The organism is Amycolatopsis sp. NBC_01307 (assembly GCF_035975215.1).
In the GTDB taxonomy this organism is placed as follows: domain Bacteria; phylum Actinomycetota; class Actinomycetes; order Mycobacteriales; family Pseudonocardiaceae; genus Amycolatopsis.
In genome coordinates, this window is record NZ_CP108403.1 from 1,875,888 (window position 1) to 1,893,366 (window position 17,479).

Consider the following 17,479-nt stretch of genomic DNA (forward strand, 5'->3'; position numbering starts at 1 on the left):
GTGACCGAGCCCGTGGTGGACCAGTTCATCGGCCGCGGCTGGGCGTTCCCGCTCGGTGTCGGCCCCACCGGCGGCATCGCGATGGCCGAGGGGCACGCCGAACTCGTCCAGGCGATGCAGCTGATCCTCTCGACCTACCCCGGTGAACGCCCGATGCGCCCCGAGTTCGGCTGTCCGTTGCGGGACTTCGTCTTCGGCACCGTCGACGTCGACTTCGCGAGCGGCCTGGTCGAAGTCGTGCGGCACGCGCTGCGCCGATGGGAACCGCGCGTCGACGTCGAGGACGTGAGCGTCCGCCTGGACCCGGACAACGCTTCGCTCGTGTACATCGACATCCAGTACACCCCGAAGGAGACGAACGACCAGCGCAACCTGGTGTTCCCCTTCTACACCATCCCCGACGACGGCGGCGAGTACTGAGGAGGACCCATGGCGCTTCCGGTGCCCAACCTGGACGATCGCCGGTTCCAGGATCTCGTGGACGACGCCAAGCGGATGGTGATGCGCCGGAGTCCGGAGTGGACGGATCACAACGTGTCCGACCCCGGCGTCACGCTGATCGAGACGTTCGCGTTCATGGTCGACCAGCTGCTGTTCCGGGTGAACCGCGTGCCCGACCGGCTCTACCTCAAGTTCCTGGAGATGATCGGCCTCCGGCTGCTGCCCCCGGTCCCCGCGCGGGCTCCGCTGACCTTCTGGCTGTCGGCGCCCACCACGAACCCCGTCGTGGTCGAGAGCGGGACCCGCGCCGGGACACCGCGGGCGGAGAACGAGGAGCCGATCCGGTTCGCGACCGTCGAGAAGGTGGTCATCGTCCCGTGTTCGGTCGCCCACGTGCTGACGCGCCCGGCCGGCGGCGAGCCCGCGGACCGCACCGACGCCTTGAAGCGGGGCACCGGGTTCGGCGCGTTCGGGGACCCGCCCGAGATCGGTGACGCACTGCTGGTCGGCCTGAGCGAGGCGGTGCCGGGCTGCGCGGTGCAGCTCGACGTCGGGTGCCGGGTGGAGGGCATCGGCGTCGACCCGGAGAGCCCGCCGCTGGTCTGGGAGTCCTGGGACGGTACCGAGTGGACGGGGTGCGAGCTGAGCCGCGACGAGACCGGCGGCCTGAACCGGCCGGGCGCGATCGTCCTGCACGTGCCGCCAGGCCACGAAGCCGCGATCCTGGGCGGCGAACGCGCCGGCTGGCTGCGGGCGCGGCTCGTCGAACCGGCTCCCGGCAGCGCGAGCTACAGCGCCTCGCCGATCATCGAAGGGCTCGGCGCCTGCACCGTCGGCGCGACGACGCCGAGCGTGCACGCCGAAGTGGTCGAGGCGGAGCTGCTGGGTGAGTCGGAAGGTGTCGCGGGTCAGCAGTTCACCGCGCGGAGCAGGCCGGTGCTCGAACCGCTCGAAGGGGCCATGGTGCAGGTCAGCACCGACGACGGCTGGCAGGATTGGGACCGCGTCGAGCACTTCGCCGACAGCGGGCCCGGCGACCGGCACTTCGTGCTCGACGCCGTCAACGGCGTCGTCGAGTTCGGGCCGGCGGTCCGGACGCCGGGCGGTGAGCTGCAGCAGCACGGCGCCGTTCCCGAGCAGTACGCGATGGTGCGGCTCCGGCAGTACCTCACCGGCGGCGGCACCCGCGGCAACGTCGGCCGGGGGGCGATCAGCACGCTGCACACCTCGATCCCGTTCGTCACCCGCGTGGAGAACCGCCGCGCCGCCCAGGGCGGTGTCGAAGGGGAGACCCTCGAGCAGGCCCGGCTGCGCGGGCCGATCATGCTCCGCACCCGCAACCGCGCGGTGACCGCCGAGGACTACGAAGTGCTGATCCGCGACGCCGCGCCGGAGATCGCCCGCGTCCGCTGCGTCCCGGTGGGGGAGCAGGAAACCACCAACACGGTCAAGGTCCTCGTCGTCCCGGCCGCGGCGCAGCGCGACGGCCGGATCACCTTCGAAGAGCTGCTGCCGCAGGAGTCGAGCCTGCGCTCGATCAGCAGCAGGCTCGACACCGCGCGGGTGATCGGCACGCGCATCCGGATCGAACCGCCGCTCTACCGCGGCGTGACGGTGGTGGCGACGGTGGCGGCCCGGCACGGCATCGACGTCGACCGGGTGCACGACGAGGCGCTGACCGCGCTGTACGGGTTCTTCAACCCGCTGAGCGGCGGCCCGGACGGCCGGGGCTGGCCGTTCGGCCGCGCCGTGCACGAGGGCGAGGTCTACGGCGTGCTCCAGCGCATCCGCGGGGTGGAGATGGTGGAGCAGGTCCGCCTGTTCGGCGCCAACCCGCTCACCGGCGAACGCGGTGGCGCGACCAGCCGGCTGGAACTGGAGCCGACCAGCCTCGTCTTCTCCTACGAACACCAGGTCAGAGTGGAGCAGAGCTGATGCGCGGCATGGTCCCCGGGATCCCGAATCCCCATCCGCTCGGCGGTTTCCTGCCGGCGGTGTACCAGGAGGACGAGTTCGCCATGGCTTTCACCGGCGGCCTCGACGAGGTGCTCGCGCCGGTGCTGTCCGTGCTGGACTGCCTGCACGCCTACATCGACCCGATGGTGGCCCCGGCGGACTTCGTCGAGTGGCTCGCGATGTGGGTCGGGGTGGACCCGGAGGAGAACTGGCCCGCCGTCCGGCGGCGCTCGGTCATCGCCTCGGCCGTTTCCCTGCACTCCAGCCGCGGCACCGTGAGCGGCCTGCGCGACCACCTCGAGATCGTCACGGGCGGCCGGGTCGAGGTCGAGGACACCGGCGGCGTCACCTGGTCGCGCGTGCCGACCGGCGCCATCCCCGCCCCGCGCACCCACCTGCGCGTCGAAGTCTTCGTCGACCGGCCGACCAGTGCGCTGCGGCGGTCGCTGGACGACGTCATCGCCGCCGCGAAACCCGCCCACGTCCCGCACACGCTGGAGGTGACCCAGGATGATCGTCTGTCGTAAGTGTGGTTTCAAGAACGTCGATTCCGACTCCTTCTGCGGTTCGTGCGGGACTTTCCTCGAATGGACCGGCGAGAAGGTCGAGCGGAAGGTCGACGCCGAGGTGCTCGCGGCCGCCGAGGAGGAGGCCGGCAAACCGAAGCAGGGGCTGATCTCGAAGATCCAGTCGGTGCTCTACCTCGACGTCGGCGAGCGCGACGCGATCGAGCGGCCGGTCAAACCGGGGATGGGCGGCGGCCTGGGCGGACCGGGGGGTCGTCCGGGCGCGCCGGGCGGTGCCGCCGGGGGAGCGGGTGGCCTGCCGAAGCCACCCGGCCTCGGCGGGCCCCCGAAACCGCCCGGCCTCGGCGGCTTGCCGAAGCCGCCCGGCCTCGGGGGCCCGCCCAAACCGCCGGGACTCGGCGGGCTGCCCAGACCGCCGGGCCTCGGCGCCCTGCCGAAGCTGCCGTCACTGGACGACGACGAGGACGACGAGCCGAATGCCGGTGGGTTGCCGAAACTGCCCGGGCTGGGCGGGCTGCCGAAGCCGCCGGGGCTGGGCGGCTTGCCGAAGCTGCCGTCCCTCGACGACGACGACGACGATGACGACGATGACGAGGACGAGGACGAGGAGCCGCGGGGAAGGGGCGGCCTGCCGAAACTGCCCGGGCTGGGTGGCGTGCCCAAGCCACCGGGGCTGGGAGGCCTGCCGAAGCTGCCCTCACTCGACGACGACGATGACGATGAGGACGACGACTTGCTGCCCGAGCCTCCCCGGCTGGGTGGCCTGCCGAAGCTGCCGTCGCTCGACGACGACGACGAAGACGAAGACGACGACAGCGACGACGACGGCTTCGGGAGTGCGGCGCTGCCCAAGCCCTCGGTCCTGAGCGGCTTGCCGAAGCCGTTCGGCTCGCCACCGCCGCGGCTGCCCACGGCGTCGGCCGCCGCGCTGGTCGCTCCGTTGCCGCCGGCCGGCGACGATCCGGACGAGTCACCCGTGCTCGTGGCGGCCGGCGCGCAGGTTCAGCCGGCGGAGGCGCAGCCCGGCGCCATCGCGCCGCAGGAGAAGGTCAAGCAGGCCGCGGTGATCACGAAGACCAAGCCGACGCGCCGGCTCGAGCCCGGAGACCTGATCTGCGGTGAATGCGGCGAAGGCAACGTGCGGACCCGGAAGTTCTGCAGCCGGTGCGGCACCTCGCTGGTCACCGCGGAGGTCGCGAAGAAACGCTGGTGGCACGCGCTGCGCTACCGGCGGTCGAACCGGGTGCTGAAGGCCGGGCAACGACCGGGCCGCGACGGCGTCAAGAAGAAGCGGGGGCTGTCGCTGCTCGGCATCGTCAAGGTCGTGCGGGTGCCGGTCGCGATCGTCATGGTGCTGCTCGGCATCCTGTACGGCCTGGTCATGCCGTTCCGGCAAGCGGTCGACAGCCGGGTCGACGCCGCCAAACAGTCCTTCGTGGGCCTGTTCACGGCCCAGTACGACCCGGTGCGCCCGGTCCAGGTGATCGCCACCAGCGAAGTCGCCGGGCACGAGGGGACCGACGCCACCGACGGCTTCACCAACACCTACTGGGCCGCGGCCAGCACGATCCCCGACCCGACGCTGGAGGTCACCTTCGACCACCCGGTGGACCTCGCGAAGGCGATCGTCCGGAACGGCTCGCCGGACAACTTCCAGGCGCAGGACCGGGTCCGGGTGCTGCACGTGGTGTATTCCACGGGGAAGACCGAGGACATCACCCTCACCGACCAGCCGGACGAGCAGAACGTGTCGTTCAAGAACGGCCAGGGGATCACCCAGGCGGAAATCCACCTGCAGACGCCCTACCGGGCCATCCGCGGGACCGAGGTCCGCTTGTCGGAGATCGAGTTCTTCGTCGAACAGTGAGGTCCCGGGCGGGGCCGGTGCCCGCGCCGATCGGGCAGCGGTCCTGCCCGATCAGGTAGCTCTCGATCCGTCGGGACCGGCGCACAGTACTGAAAGGCTGGGAGCATGGGAGCCACTACATCGCTGCCCGACGAACAGGTGTCGGTCGCCCCGGGCGACAGCGTCACCTGCGACATCGAGGTGCACAACGACGGCCAGGTGGTGGACCGGTTCCTCCTCGACGTCGTCGGCGACGCCACCGACTGGGTCACGGTCAGTCCCGGCTCGGTCAGCGTGTTCCCCGGTGAGCGCGAAACGGCCACGATCACGTTCTCGCCACCGAAGTCCCCGGACGTGCTCGCCGGCGAGGTGCCGTTCGCGGTGCGGGTGATGTCCTCGGAGGACACCGAAGGGTCGACGGTGCACGAGGGCACGGTCCTCGTCGAGGAGTACTCCGAGATCGAGGTCGAGCTCGTGCCGCGGACGGCCCGTGGTTCGCGCGCCGGCCGGCAGCAGCTGGTGATCGACAACAAGGGCAACCACGACGTGCCCGTCGAGGTCCGGATCGTGGATCCGGAGGACCAGCTGGCCGGCCGGACGCCCACCCCGGCGCTGCGCACCGCACCCGGCACCGCCACGGTGGTGCTGCTGAAACTGCGGCCGCACAAGCGGTTCCTGCGCGGTGCGACCAAGACCCTGCCCTACCAGGTCGACGTGCTCCCGCAGGGGGCGGACCCGATCACCGTGGACAGCGCGCTCGTGCAGGACGCGATGATCCCGAAGTGGCTGATCCCGCTGGTGGCCTTGCTGGTCACGGCGGCCATCGTGCTCACCGTCTTGTGGTTCACGCTCTTCAAGCCCGTCCTCGCCTCCACCGCCCGCACCGCCGCCGCCGAGCAGAACGCGGCGCTCTCGTCCCAGGTGTCGGAGGCGGCGGCCAAGGCGAGCCAGGCGGAACAGGCCGCGCACGCCGACGACGCCGGCGGCGCGAGTTCGACGGCACCGAGCGCCACCCTGGTCCCGCCCACGACGAGCCCGGCCCCGGCCCAGCAACAACAGCAGCAGGCGAATCCGTCCCAGGTGAACAGCGCGCCGAGCGTGGCCGCGAACACCGCGCCCGCCCCGGTCGCGGTCTCCGCGGCCGCCGCGCCCGCGCAGGCCTCCACCGACTTCCGCATCCAGGCGTCCGCGCCGCCGGCCGCGGTCGGCGCGTACACGATCGCGACCTACTTCGACCCGGCGCGGCGCACGGTGAACGTGCGGGACCTCGTCCTCGAGAACCCGTCGGGAGACGTCGGCCTGCTCCAGATCCGGCGTGGGAACGCGGTGCTGCTGAGCTTCGGACTGCAGAACTTCCGGGACATGGACTACCACTTCGTGCAGCCGATCGTGTTTCCCTCGGGCACGCCGGTGGTGGTCGCGGTCAGCTGTCAGAACACCGGGAAGCTCTGCACCCCGGCGGTCTACTTCTCCGGCACCGCCGGATGAGCGCGCGCGGCGGAAGGTAGGCGGGAATGGTCAGCTGGTACGAAGACGGGGACCTGCGGCTGATCCGGTCGGCGCCGCTGTCGCTGGAGACGTTCGACGAACTCGTGTTCGCGGCGGGTTCCCAGTGGGAGCGGATCTTCGTCAACTGGTGCGAGTACCACCGCGTCACGAACAGCGTCGACGACGCGGGCCGCCTGCTCTACGCGGTGAGCGATTTCGCGGACGTGGCCGACCTGCTGATCAGGGTGTACGAGGTCGTCCCGCCGCCGTGGGAACCGACGATGTTCCCGGTGGTGACGGCCCGGGAGCTGGGCCACCCGCTGAAGGACCGGCTGGGTGACGCGCTGGTCGGTGTCGACCAGGTGCGCGCTCTCGACTCCGGCGTGCTGGCCGCCCTCTGGGAGGAACTGCGCACCCGTGGCGACGACGAACTCGAGGAAGCCAAGCAGGAACTCGAAGCCGAGCTGGAGGAGTACGGCGGCTTCGGCGCACTGGCCTGGCTGCTGCTCGTCGAACAGGACCTGCTCGGCGACTGGGTGGTGGCGCTCCACCGGGCGGCGGACGACTACCTGCGGCAGATCAAGATCGCGTTCATCGGGGAGTGCGCGGAGCTGGCGAAGTTCGCCACGGACTCGTCGCGGCCGGAGGGGGGCCTGGTCCGGCAGAAGGTCGAGATCCGGTTGATGGCCGAAGGCCGCAGCTGGTCGTTCGGCGGCAGCTGGGCCGAGACCATCCGGTCGATCGCCGCCGCGGGTTTTCCGGAGCCCACCCCGGAAGAGCGCGAACTGCAGGTCCGCCGGGCACTGTCCCGGGGCAAGTCGAACCGCACGCTCATGGCCCGGCCCCACGTCGAACTCGCGGCGAGCCCGGTGTCGGCCGACGAGGTGAAGTTCGTGCTCGGCGCGGCGGTCGGCGCGCAGGACGCCATGCTGATCAACCGGCCGGTGCTGCGGTCGATCGCGGTACCCGGCGGGGAATGCCACTACGTCCAGTTCGGGAAGGTCGTGCTGATGTCGGGGGATCCGCGCGACCTCATGCCGATCTGGTGCCTGGTGCAGTCGGCTTCGGTCGTGGCCGACGCGGTTCCGGCCGGACTGTCCCGGGGACGCATCACCCGGCGCCCGGCCAGACGCGGCCGCTGGCTGGACCGCGGTGACTACTGGGAAGTCACCCGGATGATCGACAGTTACGAAAAGCTGCTGGCGACGGCATTCCGCGCCGTCGGCCAGTACGACACGATCGAATTCGTCTGAGCCGCAAGGGAAAGGGGCACACATGGCACCGGAAGGGTTCTTCAGAAGCGTTCTCCGGTCCTTCAAGGAACTGGAGAACGGATCCGACTACGCGGGCTTCGCCGACGAGATCGCGGACTACCACGCCCGGGACGGCCAGTTCTGGATCCTTTCCCTGGACGGGACCGACGGGTGCGAGGAGCTGGCCGACATCTTCCAAGGCGGCGGGCGGGTCGCCGACGGGATCCTGGCGCACTTCACCGGTACCGGGCACGGAAACGGCAAGTCGGTCGAAGAATGCTGGTACTCCTGGCGGAAGCAGGTCCGGGACTACGTCGAATACCAGTGCGCCGAGGAGCTGGCCACGGAGATCGGCGAAGCGAACCGCACAGCGCTGAAGTCCCTGGCCGCGAACGACAGCGTCGCCTACCTGGCCACCGAGCAGGGCCACGTCGAGCTGGACAACCCCGACGGGTTCCTGCTCGACGACAGCTACGTGTTCTACGGCATGGTCCAGGTGCTGGCCAAGGGCGACGCCTGGTCCCGGCTGTCGAGGGGCAAGGTGACCAGCGAAGGGAAGATCTTCGTCAGCGGCGTTCCGGAAGACTGGCGGGGTGTGGTCACCGGCTACCTCGGCCGCTCGACGGCGAAGGAGGTCGTCTACGAGCTCGACACCGCCCGGCGCAGCTATCCGGACACGTTCGAAGGGTTCTGGGACATCGCCGCGGAAGACGACGTCCGGCGGTTCCAGGAGTACCTCGGGCGGGCCATGGGGAACGCGAAGCGGGCCGAGTGGGCCCTCGGCGTGCTGCGGCGCATCGACTACTACCGCGCCGCACCGGATCCGGACCAGGCCGCCGATCTGGTCAAGGGGATCGTGTTCGCGTCCGACAGCACGGCGAAGCCGGTCCGGGAGGCGACGAAGGTGACTTTGCGCCGGAGGTACGACGCCGAGGCGAAGAAGCGGTCCTTCAACGCCGATCTCTTCGACCCCGTCTACGTCGAGATCTTCCGCGACATCGACCGGCGGTACGACGGCTTCGCGGCGGACGTCGGCGCCGGCCGCTGACGCCGGCTCCGTGCGGAGCCCTTCGGCCCGGAGGAAAGAACCGGCCGCTCCGGTCGTCCCGCGTCACGACGGCCTCGTCGATCCGGGCCTACGCGGGGCCACCGCCGGACCAGGGGACGATCGTGCCCCGCCGCACCGGGTGGTCCACCGGCGCCGTTTCCCGCTGGGCGCAGTGCTTCTGGCTGCGGGCCGGCAGCCGGCGGGCGGTGCCATCGCCGGGCACCGGGCCGGGGAACAGCCGCAGCGCGGCCGGATCCGGGTCCTGGCTTCCGGCCGGGCCCGGTGCCACCACCGGTGCCCGGCCGTCCGGCAGCCCGGCCCGGCCCGACGTCCCCCGGGCGCTCCAGCCGATCGGGCTGGGCGCTGCCTGCCCGGCCGGGTCCGGCACCCGCGGGTACCCGGGCCGCGATGGCGCGTCGGCGCGCAGCAGGAGCACGGTGACGGCCGCCAGCACCGCGGCCGCGGTGATCCGGCGCGCCGTCCAAGTGGCCGCCGCCGGTGCCGAGAGCGCGGTGCGCAAGGCGGACGCGAACTCGGCGGGACCGGCGAACCGGCGCCGGGGATCGGTGCGCATCGCCAGGGCCACCGCGTCCGTGATCGGCCGGCCGATCCCCGGCCGCAGCGCGGCCACCGGCACCACCCGCCCGGGCCGGGCCGGATCGGTACCGGTGAACAGCCGGTAGGCCAGGGCGCCCAGGCTGTACACATCGGACCGGACGTCCAGGCGCGCGCCGGGTTCGCTCTGTTCCGGGGACATGTAGCCCGGCGACCCGGCCACGATCGTCAGGCCGGACGCCCGGCTCAACGTCTTGGCCAGGCCCAGATCCGCGACCACCGCCTCGGCCGGCTCGCCCGGGCGGAAGAGGATGTTGCCCGGCTTGAGGTCGCGGTGCAGCACCCCGGCCTCGTGCAGTGCCGTCACGCCGGCGCAGATCTGGGTCATGATGTCCGCGGTCGTCGCCGGGGGCTGCGGTTCCCGGCCGATCCGGTCCTCCAGGGTGCCCGCGGCCAGTTCCATCACGAGGAACGGCCGGCCGTCGCCGAACTCGCCCGAGCCCAGCACGCGCACGACGTGCCGGGAGTCGATCCGCCCGAGGATCGCCGCTTCGTCGACGAACCGTTCCCGCACGTCCGACCGCCAGGCCCAGTCGTCCGCCAGCACCTTGACCGCGACGTCGCGGTCGAGCTCGTCGTCACGGACCCGCCACACGGACGCGAACGCGCCGGTACCGATCAGCCGCGGCGCCCGGAACCGGGGAAAACCCTGGGGAAATCCCGAACTTCCGGGAAACATCGGTACCTCCTCGTCCGCGTCACCCTAACCAGGCCGATCGGCCAGTCCGGTCGGGCCGGGGCCGCCCGGCCGGGCGGGATGTGACACCGGACACCCATGACGCTTGCGCCCCAACGGATCCCGTCGCGACGGGATCTCACCGGGTGGCACGACACCCCCTCGGTTCGTGCCGCTCGGGAGCCGGAGACCGTGTGGAGGGCAGCGTGGACCCCCTCGGCGCGCGACCGCCGCGCGGTCTCCGGTGCCGGCTCCTGCCCGATCGGGCAGGAGACCTGCGTCGACGGCTGCCCCGGTTCGGCCCGGACGCGCCCGGCGACCGCGGGAGGCTGGGGACGTGCTCCGACATCCACGCGTGCCCGGCCGCGGAGCGGTCGCCGCCGGGCTGGCCGCCGTGCTCCTGACGGTGGTCGTGCTCGCCGCCCCCGCCGACGCCGCGGCGAACGGCGTCACCGCGCGGAGTTCGACCGGCGGCAGCCAGCCCCTGCAGTGGAACGGGACGAGCTCGGCGCCGGCGATCAGCGCGGACGGCCGGTACACGGTCCAGCTGACGACGGCCGACGTGGACCCGGTGGACACCTCTTCGCCGAACCAAGCGGACGTCTACGCCACCGATCGGGTCACCGGATCGGCGACGCTGGTCGGCGTGGCCCACTCCACACCGCTGGGCACCTTTCCGCCGTCCGGGCAAAGTGGACAGTCGGCTTTCCTCGCGAGCAGCGCCGAACCGTCGGTCAGCGCCGACGGGAGGTACGTCGCGCTGGCCACCGCCGACGCGGCGGGCAACGTCGACCAGGCGATCCCGCAGGGTGTCACGAACGCCTACGTCTGCGACCGCGACACCAACGCCGACGGCGTCTTCGACGAGCTGATCCCGCCTCCCGCGCCGGCCACGCAGAACCCGGTGCGCGAGACCTACTGCACCTATGTCGGCGACGGAACCCACCCGTCGGCGCACCCGTACCTCTCCGCCGACGGCAGCTCGGTGGCCTGGGTCGACACCACCACCGACACGGTGTCGGTCACCCGCCTGACCAAGGACGCCCAGGGCCGGCTCCAGCCGCCGTCCGCCGCCGCGGTGGTCGCCGTCCCGCCGGCCGCCGCGCAGCACGAGAACACGACGCACCCCGTCCTCGACCGGCACGCCGACTACCTCGTCTACACGACGGTCGTGACCGTGACCCTGCCCTTCGTCACCACCGTCCCGGAAGTCGTCGGCTACGACTTCGCCGCGGGCCGTTCGGACCGGCTGGACCTGACCGCGTCCGGCTCGACCTACGGCAGCCCGGCGACCGGACCCGGCGTCACCCTGACCGCGGCGGCGGTCTCGGGGGACGGTGCCCGGGTCGCGTTCCAGTACCAGCCGGCTCCCGACGCGGATCCGCAGGTGATCGTGCTGGACCGCGATCCCGACGGCGACGGCGCGCGGGCGCCCGGGGCACCGGGCGAACCGGTCACCTCCACGGTGGTCTCCCGGCGCACCGATGGCACGGACGGTGACGGCGCGAACCCCGTCCTGAGCGCCGATGGCCGCTACGTCGCGTTCGTCACGGCGGCCACCGGGATGCACGACGGCGCCGACACCGCGGGGACGACCTGTCTCACCGGGCCGCAGGCCTTCGTGGTGTGCCAGGTCGTCGCGCGGGACGTGACGGTCGATCTGGCGCGTGAAGCCGCGGCGACCCCGCGCCTGGCCGCCGGGCTGGTCTCGGCCACGACGACGGCGTGCACCGGCGCCGAGGGTTGCGGTGGCAACCGGTCCAGCGCCACGCCCGCCGTTTCGGCGGACGGGTCCGTGGTCTCGTTCGCGTCGGCGGCGACCGATCTCGTCGCCGCCGACACGAACAACAGCACCGACGTCTTCCAGCACCGGTTCACCCCGCAGTTCGCCTCGGCGGGAGCCTCCTTCCCGACCACTCCGGCCGGGCAGAGCTCCAGCGCGACCCTCGACGTCGGCCAGTCCGGCTTCGGTCCGCTCCCGGTGGGCCCGGTCACCGTCACCGGACCGGCCGCGGCCGACTTCGCCGTCGGCGCGGGGCAGACGTGCACCGGGAGCACCCTGTACGAGGGTGACCGGTGCGCGCTCACGGTGACGTTCACGCCGTCGGCGACCGGGGCCCGGACCGCGTCGCTGGCCCTGTCGTCCGCGGACGGCGGAACGAGCACGACGATTCCCCTGGTCGGGCTGGGCGGTGCGGCACCGCCGCCCGGGCCGGGGCGGATCGAGGTGACCTCCGGGACGACCGATTTCGGGCCCGGCCGGTTGCTCGGCACGAGTGCTCCGAAACCGGTGGTGCTGATCAACCGCGGGGGTGCCCCGCTGGTGGTGACCGGCGTCGCCCTGCCGCCCGCGGCCCTGGGGACCGACAGCTTCCCGGAGGATTACGCGATCAGCTCCGACGGGTGCACCGGCCGGACCCTCGTCACCTTCGCGACGTGCACCGTGGAGTTCACGCACACCCCCCGGGCCGGGGGCGTGCGCCCGGCCACGGCCGAGATCACCGACAGCACCGGAGCCACCACGGAGGTCCTGCTCACCGGGTCCGGTGTGACGCCCACGCTCACGATCACGCCGGCCGTCAGCAAACCCGGCCGGGTCGTCACGGTGACCGCGACCGGCCTGCCGGTGTCGACCGCGATGAGCATCACCGGGCTGGGGCCGGCCCAGCCGGTCACGACCGACGCGCAGGGCGGGTTCGCCGTCGCGTACCTGCTGCTGCCGCACAGCGCGACCGGTCCGCTGGAACTGACCGCGCAGGACGCCGGCGGCACCGTGTCCGCGCGGGCCGGCGTGCTGATCCAGCAGCGGTCGTCCGAGCCCCCGGACTTCACCGGATGACCCCCTCACCGGGCTCGACCGCGGAAGCGGAAGGGTTCCCGGTGAGGCTGCGTCCCGTGGTGCCTGTTCGGGCCGGTCCACCGGGCGTTCGCCGCGTTACGCTGGACACGCTTTCACCACAGTGGACCGCGTCGCTGCGCGAAACCGGCGCCCGCGAGCGCGTCGACCGGCTCACCGACGATCGCCGCGGGCCGTCCCGGAGGAGGAGCACGCTCATGGTCGTCGTCCGGAGTGCTGCCGCCGGCCCGGGGTGCGCCCGCTCCGGCCCGCTCGGCCGGCGCGCCTGCCCGAACGAGTGCCCGAACGGGCGTAACCCCGCCGCGGCACCGGAGCATGCTGGGGCGATGGAGGCCACGGCGACCGCAGAACGCGCGCAGGAACGTAGTGCTGCCACCCCACCCCCGGCGGAACCCGGCTGCTCCCTGCGCGAAAGCTTGCTCGCGCCGCTGGAGTTCACGCGGTGGGCGGAGTGGGCCCACGACACGGGGGATCCGCGGCGCCTGCTGGCGGACTACGGACGGGGGAGCGAGGCCTGGCTGCGCGTCGCGGCGTCCGGCGGGGACGAGCGGGGTGCGCTGAACCGGATGAGCGGGACGTTGATGGAGCTCCGCCTCGCCGTCCTGGAGGGGGCCGGCCTGCTCGAGCGACTGCGGAACCCGGTGGTCCCGGCACTGCGGCACCTGGGCGCGCTGTGGCTCGACGAAGGGCGTGCCGCGCTGGCGGCGCTGGTCGGGGTGCCCGGCGGACGGGCGCTGCCCACCGTCCCGGTGGACCAGGCCGCGTTCGCCGCGCTCGGCCACACGTGCCGGTTGCTGCGGCGGGCCGGGGGCTACACCCAGTTCGCGGTGACCGCCGAACTCGCCGTCAGCCAGTACATCCTGGTCGCCGGGGAGTGGAACGCCCTCACCTGCGCGACCCCGGCTCGCCCGGCCACCGCGGAAACCACCGTCCTCGACGTGCTGGCGCGGCTGTCCGAGGTCGTCGTGGCCCTGCTCACCAGCACCGGCCGGGAACTGGACCTCTTCGAAGAGCAGCTGGGGACGTGGCTGGCCGATTACACCGCGCTGCTCGCCGCGGTCGAAGCCGCCGCGGAGATCCTCGGCGGCCTGCTGGGCTCGCGCCGGGTGCTGGACGCGGTGACGGGGCTGGTCGCCGTGCCCGCGATCCCGGGTTACATCCAGCCTTCCCGCATCGCGTAGGCGACCGCGTGCGAGCGGTTGCGCAGGTGGAAGCGGTTCGTGATGTCGTGCAGGATGTTCTTGATCGTGCGCTCCGAGTAGCTGAGCAGGTCGGCGATCTCCTTGGTGTCGAGGCCGTCGGCGACCAGCCGGAGCACGGCGACCTCGCGGTCGCCCAGCCCGGCGGGGAACGCGGTGTTCGCCGTCCCTTCCCGCTGAGCGCGCGCGACGTGGGAGAGGAACCGGTTGAGCAGGTCGGGCGGCAGGTCCGGCTCGCCGATCGAGGCCCGCTGGATGGCGTGGACCATCTTCGGCGCGGACACTTCGGAGCGCCAGACGAGCACCGTGACCCCGAGCTCGATCGCCTCCAGCATCTCCTCGTCCGCGAGAGCGCGGATGACCAGGACCACTCTTCGGCACCCTTCGGCTCGGAGGCTTCTCAGCACGTGCAGCAGTTCTTCGTCGAGGGTGTCGCCGATCACGACCGCGACCCCCTCTTCGGGCTCGGTGAAATCGGTGAGGAGCTGGATCTCCACCTCGTAGCGCAAGGTGGCCGAGACGCCAATCGTGGACATCGAGTCGGTGCCGCGGACGACAACGGGGATGCGGTTCATGCTGACTCCAGAACTCCAGTGCCCGACCGTGCGGCGGTTGCGGCAGGTGGTGGACCGTGACCCGGCCTCGCGGCGAATGCTAATTCCGGTTCCTCCCGGTGGCACTGTGCAAACCCGCCATCGCCGAGGATCGTCGTGTGCAGAGTCAGCACCCCGGCTGCCCGTGCGGTCAGACGAAGAGCTGCACGGTCACGCTGCCCGAACCCTCCAGCCAGACCTCGTACTTGCACCGTCCGATCGGGACCCGGCACTGCTCGTCCGCCCAGCCGAAGGACGAAAAGGCGATGTACTTGCGCTCATCGCCGTCCTCCTCCAGCACGACGGACGCGGTGTTGTTGAACGGTTCCTTGTCGTCGGTGTAGACGACTTTCGCCCAGCACCGCAGGCGTGCGGTGAACAACCTGGGGGTGAAGCAGAACACCACGCAGTCCTCGTCGAACGGCACCTCGCCGAGGTGGATCTCGGGGGCGACGACGGTGAATCCCACGTCGTACTCGGTGGTCTTGCGCCATTCGTAGTGGACGTCGAGTGCCATGGTGGTTCCCCATCCGGTAGCGGTCGCTTCATCCCGCATCTTCGCGCCGGTGCCGCCCCCGCGTACTGCGTGATCGGGCACCGGCCACGCGAACCGGGCCGCTGCCCCGGCGGATTCCTCTTCGGGTGAGGCCGGGCCGCCCGGAGCGCGGACGATCGGCACCATGGCCGAGGAGAGACCACCGTTCCCGCCGCTGCTCGCCGGTCGGTGGGTGCCGTCCCTGCACGACGAGGACATCGCCGCGCTGGTCGGTACCTACGAACGGGACCGTGCCCGGCTGGCGGCGCGTCCCCCGGGTCTCGCGCCGGGCACCGCCGGGCCGTTCGCCGGCCGGGACCCGACGGCCGAGTCGATGCTCGGCACCCTCGCCGTCCTGCACGTGCTGGCCTCCTCGACGTTCGAGCGGCTGTGCCGGGTCACTCTGCTGCTCGGGCCGGCGCTGCACGAGTTCAGGGGCCGATCGGGCACACCCGGCGGGGAGCGCGAGCGTGTCGCCGAACCGCCGGTCACCGCCCATCGTGACCTCGTCGCACTCGGTGAACGCCGGTCGCGGCTGAAGATCGCGGAGCACGCCACCGGGTTCCTCGTGCGCGCCGGCGGCGGGGCGCGGGCACCGCGACCGGACTCATATTGCGGGCCCACCGCGACCGCCACCGGCCCGGCCGAGCGTCGCCGGCCGAGCTCTCGCGCCCGGAACCTGCGCCGCCGGCTCGACGGGCTCGAACTGGCCCTCGACGCGACGCTCGGTGCCGGGCTGACGACGTTCCTCGCGACGAGCACCGGCTGGGCCGAGCGGTACGCGACGATCATCGACGAGATCAACGCCTGTCACGTGGCTGTCCGCGCCTACACCCGCGGACAGCCCGGTGAGGTCGTGGCCGGACCGGTCACCGGGTGAGTGGCGCGGCCGCGCGCTCTTCCCGCAGCAGAGTCCGCATGATGACCCGGGCGTCGTGGATGCGGGAACGCACGGTGCTCACCGGGACGTTCAGGTGCTCGGCGATCTCGCGGTAGCCCAGCCCGCAGAAGTCCCGCAGTACCAACGCCTGGGCGAGGTTGCGCGTCCGTCGCTCGAGCTGGTCCAGCGCGTCGAGCAGGTCGACCCGGGACCCGGCGGTCAGGCTCGTCCGGCGCGGGTCCGGGACCTGGTCGTGGCGCTCGAGCGGGATCCGCTCGGCCGCGTGGCGCTGGAGGGCCCGGTACTTCTGGCGGCAGCTGTTGGCCATCACCGCGTACAACCAGGTGCGGAAGGAGCTGCGCCCTTCGAAGCCGCCGATGCGCTCGGCGATGATCAGCAGGACGTCCTGGGCCGCTTCTTCGGCGTCTTCGACGTGGGAGAGGAACCGGCCGCAGCCGCGCAGCACGTCCGGCCACACCTCGCGCAGCAGCCGGTCCAGCGCTCCCCGATCACCGTCGCGGGCCCGCTCGGCCAGCAGCGTCAAGGTGTCGGCGGGTGCAGTCATCGGTTCCACTCCTCGCCCGGTCGGCAGATCCCGGCGGATGTTAACGGCTCGCCCGGACGTCTCGTGGAGCCCACGCCTCCCGCGCGGCCGCTGTGAAAGTTCCCACGCGGCACCAACTTCTGTCTCTCGGCCGCACACACGCCGCGGCGTGACCGGGAGTGTGTGCGCGGTCACCGTCCCCAACTTTCCGGCCGGGGCGCGCATCAGTCCAGTACCGGTTCCATTCGCCTCGACGCACGGGAAGGCTTGATCCCTTGGTACCGCTCGACGCGCCACCGCCCGATCGCAGCTGCACCGTCTGCGGAAGCCTGCCCGAAGCCGCGGGCCCGGCACCGCTCGGCTGGGTCGCCTGGTGCTGGTCACCCGAAGTGGGCTTCCACCTGTTCGGGGAGGCCGGGCGGCCGCTCGCGGTGGTGGCCACCGGCTCGGTCGAGGCCCAGCCGAGCCAGCTGCTGCCCAGCCAGGCCTTCGAGCTCGGCCTCTGGTACGACCCGCCACACGGCGACCAGCCGACTTCGGAGTTCTTGAGCGGTGTGGTGCAGTTCCTCGACCAGTGGCGGGGCGATCTCTACCTGGTGGCCCTGTTCGGCTACGAGGCGCAGGGTCTGACCGAGCTCGATCGCGCACCCGCGGCCCGCCGGGCCGTGCTCGCCGAGGCGACCCGGTTCGTGGTGTCGACGGTCGACGTCGGGGACTGGCGCGAGCCCCTGCTGGCGGCCAGTGCCGCGGCGGGTGCCACGCACTGGTCCTGCGGGGCGCGCGACGCCGTCTCGGTCGCGAACGCGCTGCCCGCGGCCATCCCGGAAACACCGCTGGCGCTGACCGCACGGGCGCTGTTCACCCACCTGTGCGCGGCCGAGGTCGGCCCGCGGGCGCTGTGCCGGGCCGCGCACCTGCTGGTACTGGCCGGCGCGGGCACCGCGGTGATCGGCACCTGGCTGCTCTACATCGCGCGGGTGGCGCGGCAGCAGCTGGACTCGGTCGGAGCCTGGTCGTGAGG

The 17,479-nt window shown here is 72.2% G+C and carries 15 protein-coding genes; 11 read left to right on the forward strand and 4 right to left on the reverse strand.

The features are described from left to right. The 7 genes from OG439_RS08055 to OG439_RS08085 all read left to right on the forward strand — a co-directional run bounded on the left by OG439_RS08055 (position 1) and on the right by OG439_RS08085 (position 8,559). Entirely contained in the window at positions 1–420 is a 420-nt protein-coding gene (locus OG439_RS08055; RefSeq protein ID WP_326948733.1) for a GPW/gp25 family protein, read from the forward strand. A gap of 9 nt (positions 421–429) precedes the next feature. Beyond that, positions 430–2,376 (forward strand): putative baseplate assembly protein, encoded by a 1,947-nt coding sequence (locus OG439_RS08060; RefSeq protein WP_326948734.1) that lies wholly within the window; start codon positions 430–432, stop codon positions 2,374–2,376. Beyond that, positions 2,376–2,924: a phage tail protein I gene (locus tag OG439_RS08065; protein ID WP_326948735.1), complete on the forward strand. Its 549-nt coding sequence runs from the start codon at positions 2,376–2,378 to the stop codon at positions 2,922–2,924. The genes OG439_RS08060 and OG439_RS08065 overlap by 1 nt, the downstream gene beginning before the upstream one ends. Next, on the forward strand, positions 2,908–4,791 hold the full coding sequence (locus tag OG439_RS08070) for an NADase-type glycan-binding domain-containing protein (RefSeq protein ID WP_326948736.1): 1,884 nt from the start codon (positions 2,908–2,910) through the stop codon (positions 4,789–4,791). Before OG439_RS08065 ends, OG439_RS08070 begins: the two co-directional genes overlap by 17 nt. A gap of 105 nt (positions 4,792–4,896) precedes the next feature. Next, positions 4,897–6,258: a COG1470 family protein gene (locus OG439_RS08075; RefSeq protein WP_326948737.1), complete on the forward strand. Its 1,362-nt coding sequence runs from the start codon at positions 4,897–4,899 to the stop codon at positions 6,256–6,258. Positions 6,259–6,284: 26 nt separating this feature from the next. Continuing rightward, on the forward strand, positions 6,285–7,511 hold the full coding sequence (locus OG439_RS08080) for a hypothetical protein (RefSeq protein WP_326948738.1): 1,227 nt from the start codon (positions 6,285–6,287) through the stop codon (positions 7,509–7,511). A 22-nt stretch (positions 7,512–7,533) separates the two neighbouring features. Next, positions 7,534–8,559 carry a hypothetical protein gene (locus OG439_RS08085; RefSeq protein ID WP_326948739.1) on the forward strand — a complete coding sequence of 342 codons (1,026 nt, stop codon included), beginning with the start codon at positions 7,534–7,536 and terminating at the stop codon, positions 8,557–8,559. 88 nt (positions 8,560–8,647) lie between these two features. Here the strand turns inward: OG439_RS08085 and OG439_RS08090 are convergent, their stop codons facing one another. Then, positions 8,648–9,853 carry a serine/threonine-protein kinase gene (locus OG439_RS08090; protein ID WP_326948740.1) on the reverse strand — a complete coding sequence of 402 codons (1,206 nt, stop codon included), beginning with the start codon at positions 9,851–9,853 and terminating at the stop codon, positions 8,648–8,650. Positions 9,854–10,187: 334 nt separating this feature from the next. On the opposite strand from OG439_RS08090, the gene OG439_RS08095 reads away from it, so the two are divergent. Both OG439_RS08095 and OG439_RS08100 read left to right on the forward strand, forming a co-directional pair. After that, on the forward strand, positions 10,188–12,689 hold the full coding sequence (locus tag OG439_RS08095; protein WP_326948741.1) for a choice-of-anchor D domain-containing protein: 2,502 nt from the start codon (positions 10,188–10,190) through the stop codon (positions 12,687–12,689). A 344-nt stretch (positions 12,690–13,033) separates the two neighbouring features. Beyond that, positions 13,034–13,888 (forward strand): hypothetical protein, encoded by an 855-nt coding sequence (locus OG439_RS08100; protein WP_326948742.1) that lies wholly within the window; start codon positions 13,034–13,036, stop codon positions 13,886–13,888. Here the strand turns inward: OG439_RS08100 and OG439_RS08105 are convergent. Both OG439_RS08105 and OG439_RS08110 read right to left on the reverse strand, forming a co-directional pair. After that, positions 13,861–14,481 (reverse strand): helix-turn-helix transcriptional regulator, encoded by a 621-nt coding sequence (locus OG439_RS08105; RefSeq protein WP_326948743.1) that lies wholly within the window; start codon positions 14,479–14,481, stop codon positions 13,861–13,863. The genes OG439_RS08100 and OG439_RS08105 overlap by 28 nt on opposite strands. A 169-nt stretch (positions 14,482–14,650) precedes the next feature. Next, the gene (locus tag OG439_RS08110) at positions 14,651–15,016 is read right to left on the reverse strand and encodes a hypothetical protein (RefSeq protein ID WP_326948744.1); all 366 of its coding nucleotides are present in this window, start codon (positions 15,014–15,016) and stop codon (positions 14,651–14,653) included. A gap of 163 nt (positions 15,017–15,179) precedes the next feature. Here OG439_RS08110 and OG439_RS08115 point away from each other — a divergent pair, with 163 nt between their 5' ends. Further along, entirely contained in the window at positions 15,180–15,914 is a 735-nt protein-coding gene (locus OG439_RS08115; protein ID WP_326948745.1) for a hypothetical protein, read from the forward strand. On the opposite strand, the gene OG439_RS08120 is transcribed toward OG439_RS08115, so the two are convergent. After that, positions 15,904–16,479: an RNA polymerase sigma factor gene (locus OG439_RS08120; protein ID WP_326948746.1), complete on the reverse strand. Its 576-nt coding sequence runs from the start codon at positions 16,477–16,479 to the stop codon at positions 15,904–15,906. The two genes, OG439_RS08115 and OG439_RS08120, sit on opposite strands and share 11 nt — an antisense overlap. 254 nt (positions 16,480–16,733) lie before the next feature. Here OG439_RS08120 and OG439_RS08125 point away from each other — a divergent pair, with 254 nt between their 5' ends. Next, positions 16,734–17,477, forward strand: a complete 744-nt coding sequence (locus tag OG439_RS08125; protein WP_326948747.1) for a hypothetical protein — start codon at positions 16,734–16,736, stop codon at positions 17,475–17,477. Positions 17,478–17,479 lie beyond the last annotated feature (2 nt).

Coding starts and splice junctions, on each gene's coding strand:
- OG439_RS08060 (WP_326948734.1), top strand. CDS start 430: ATGGCGCTTCCGGTGCCCAACCTGGACGATCGCCGGTTCCAGGATCTC.
- OG439_RS08065 (WP_326948735.1), top strand. CDS start 2,376: ATGCGCGGCATGGTCCCCGGGATCCCGAATCCCCATCCGCTCGGCGGT.
- OG439_RS08070 (WP_326948736.1), top strand. CDS start 2,908: ATGATCGTCTGTCGTAAGTGTGGTTTCAAGAACGTCGATTCCGACTCC.
- OG439_RS08075 (WP_326948737.1), top strand. CDS start 4,897: ATGGGAGCCACTACATCGCTGCCCGACGAACAGGTGTCGGTCGCCCCG.
- OG439_RS08080 (WP_326948738.1), top strand. CDS start 6,285: ATGGTCAGCTGGTACGAAGACGGGGACCTGCGGCTGATCCGGTCGGCG.
- OG439_RS08085 (WP_326948739.1), top strand. CDS start 7,534: ATGGCACCGGAAGGGTTCTTCAGAAGCGTTCTCCGGTCCTTCAAGGAA.
- OG439_RS08090 (WP_326948740.1), bottom strand. CDS start 9,853: ATGTTTCCCGGAAGTTCGGGATTTCCCCAGGGTTTTCCCCGGTTCCGG.
- OG439_RS08100 (WP_326948742.1), top strand. CDS start 13,034: ATGGAGGCCACGGCGACCGCAGAACGCGCGCAGGAACGTAGTGCTGCC.
- OG439_RS08105 (WP_326948743.1), bottom strand. CDS start 14,481: ATGAACCGCATCCCCGTTGTCGTCCGCGGCACCGACTCGATGTCCACG.
- OG439_RS08110 (WP_326948744.1), bottom strand. CDS start 15,016: ATGGCACTCGACGTCCACTACGAATGGCGCAAGACCACCGAGTACGAC.
- OG439_RS08115 (WP_326948745.1), top strand. CDS start 15,180: ATGGCCGAGGAGAGACCACCGTTCCCGCCGCTGCTCGCCGGTCGGTGG.
- OG439_RS08120 (WP_326948746.1), bottom strand. CDS start 16,479: ATGACTGCACCCGCCGACACCTTGACGCTGCTGGCCGAGCGGGCCCGC.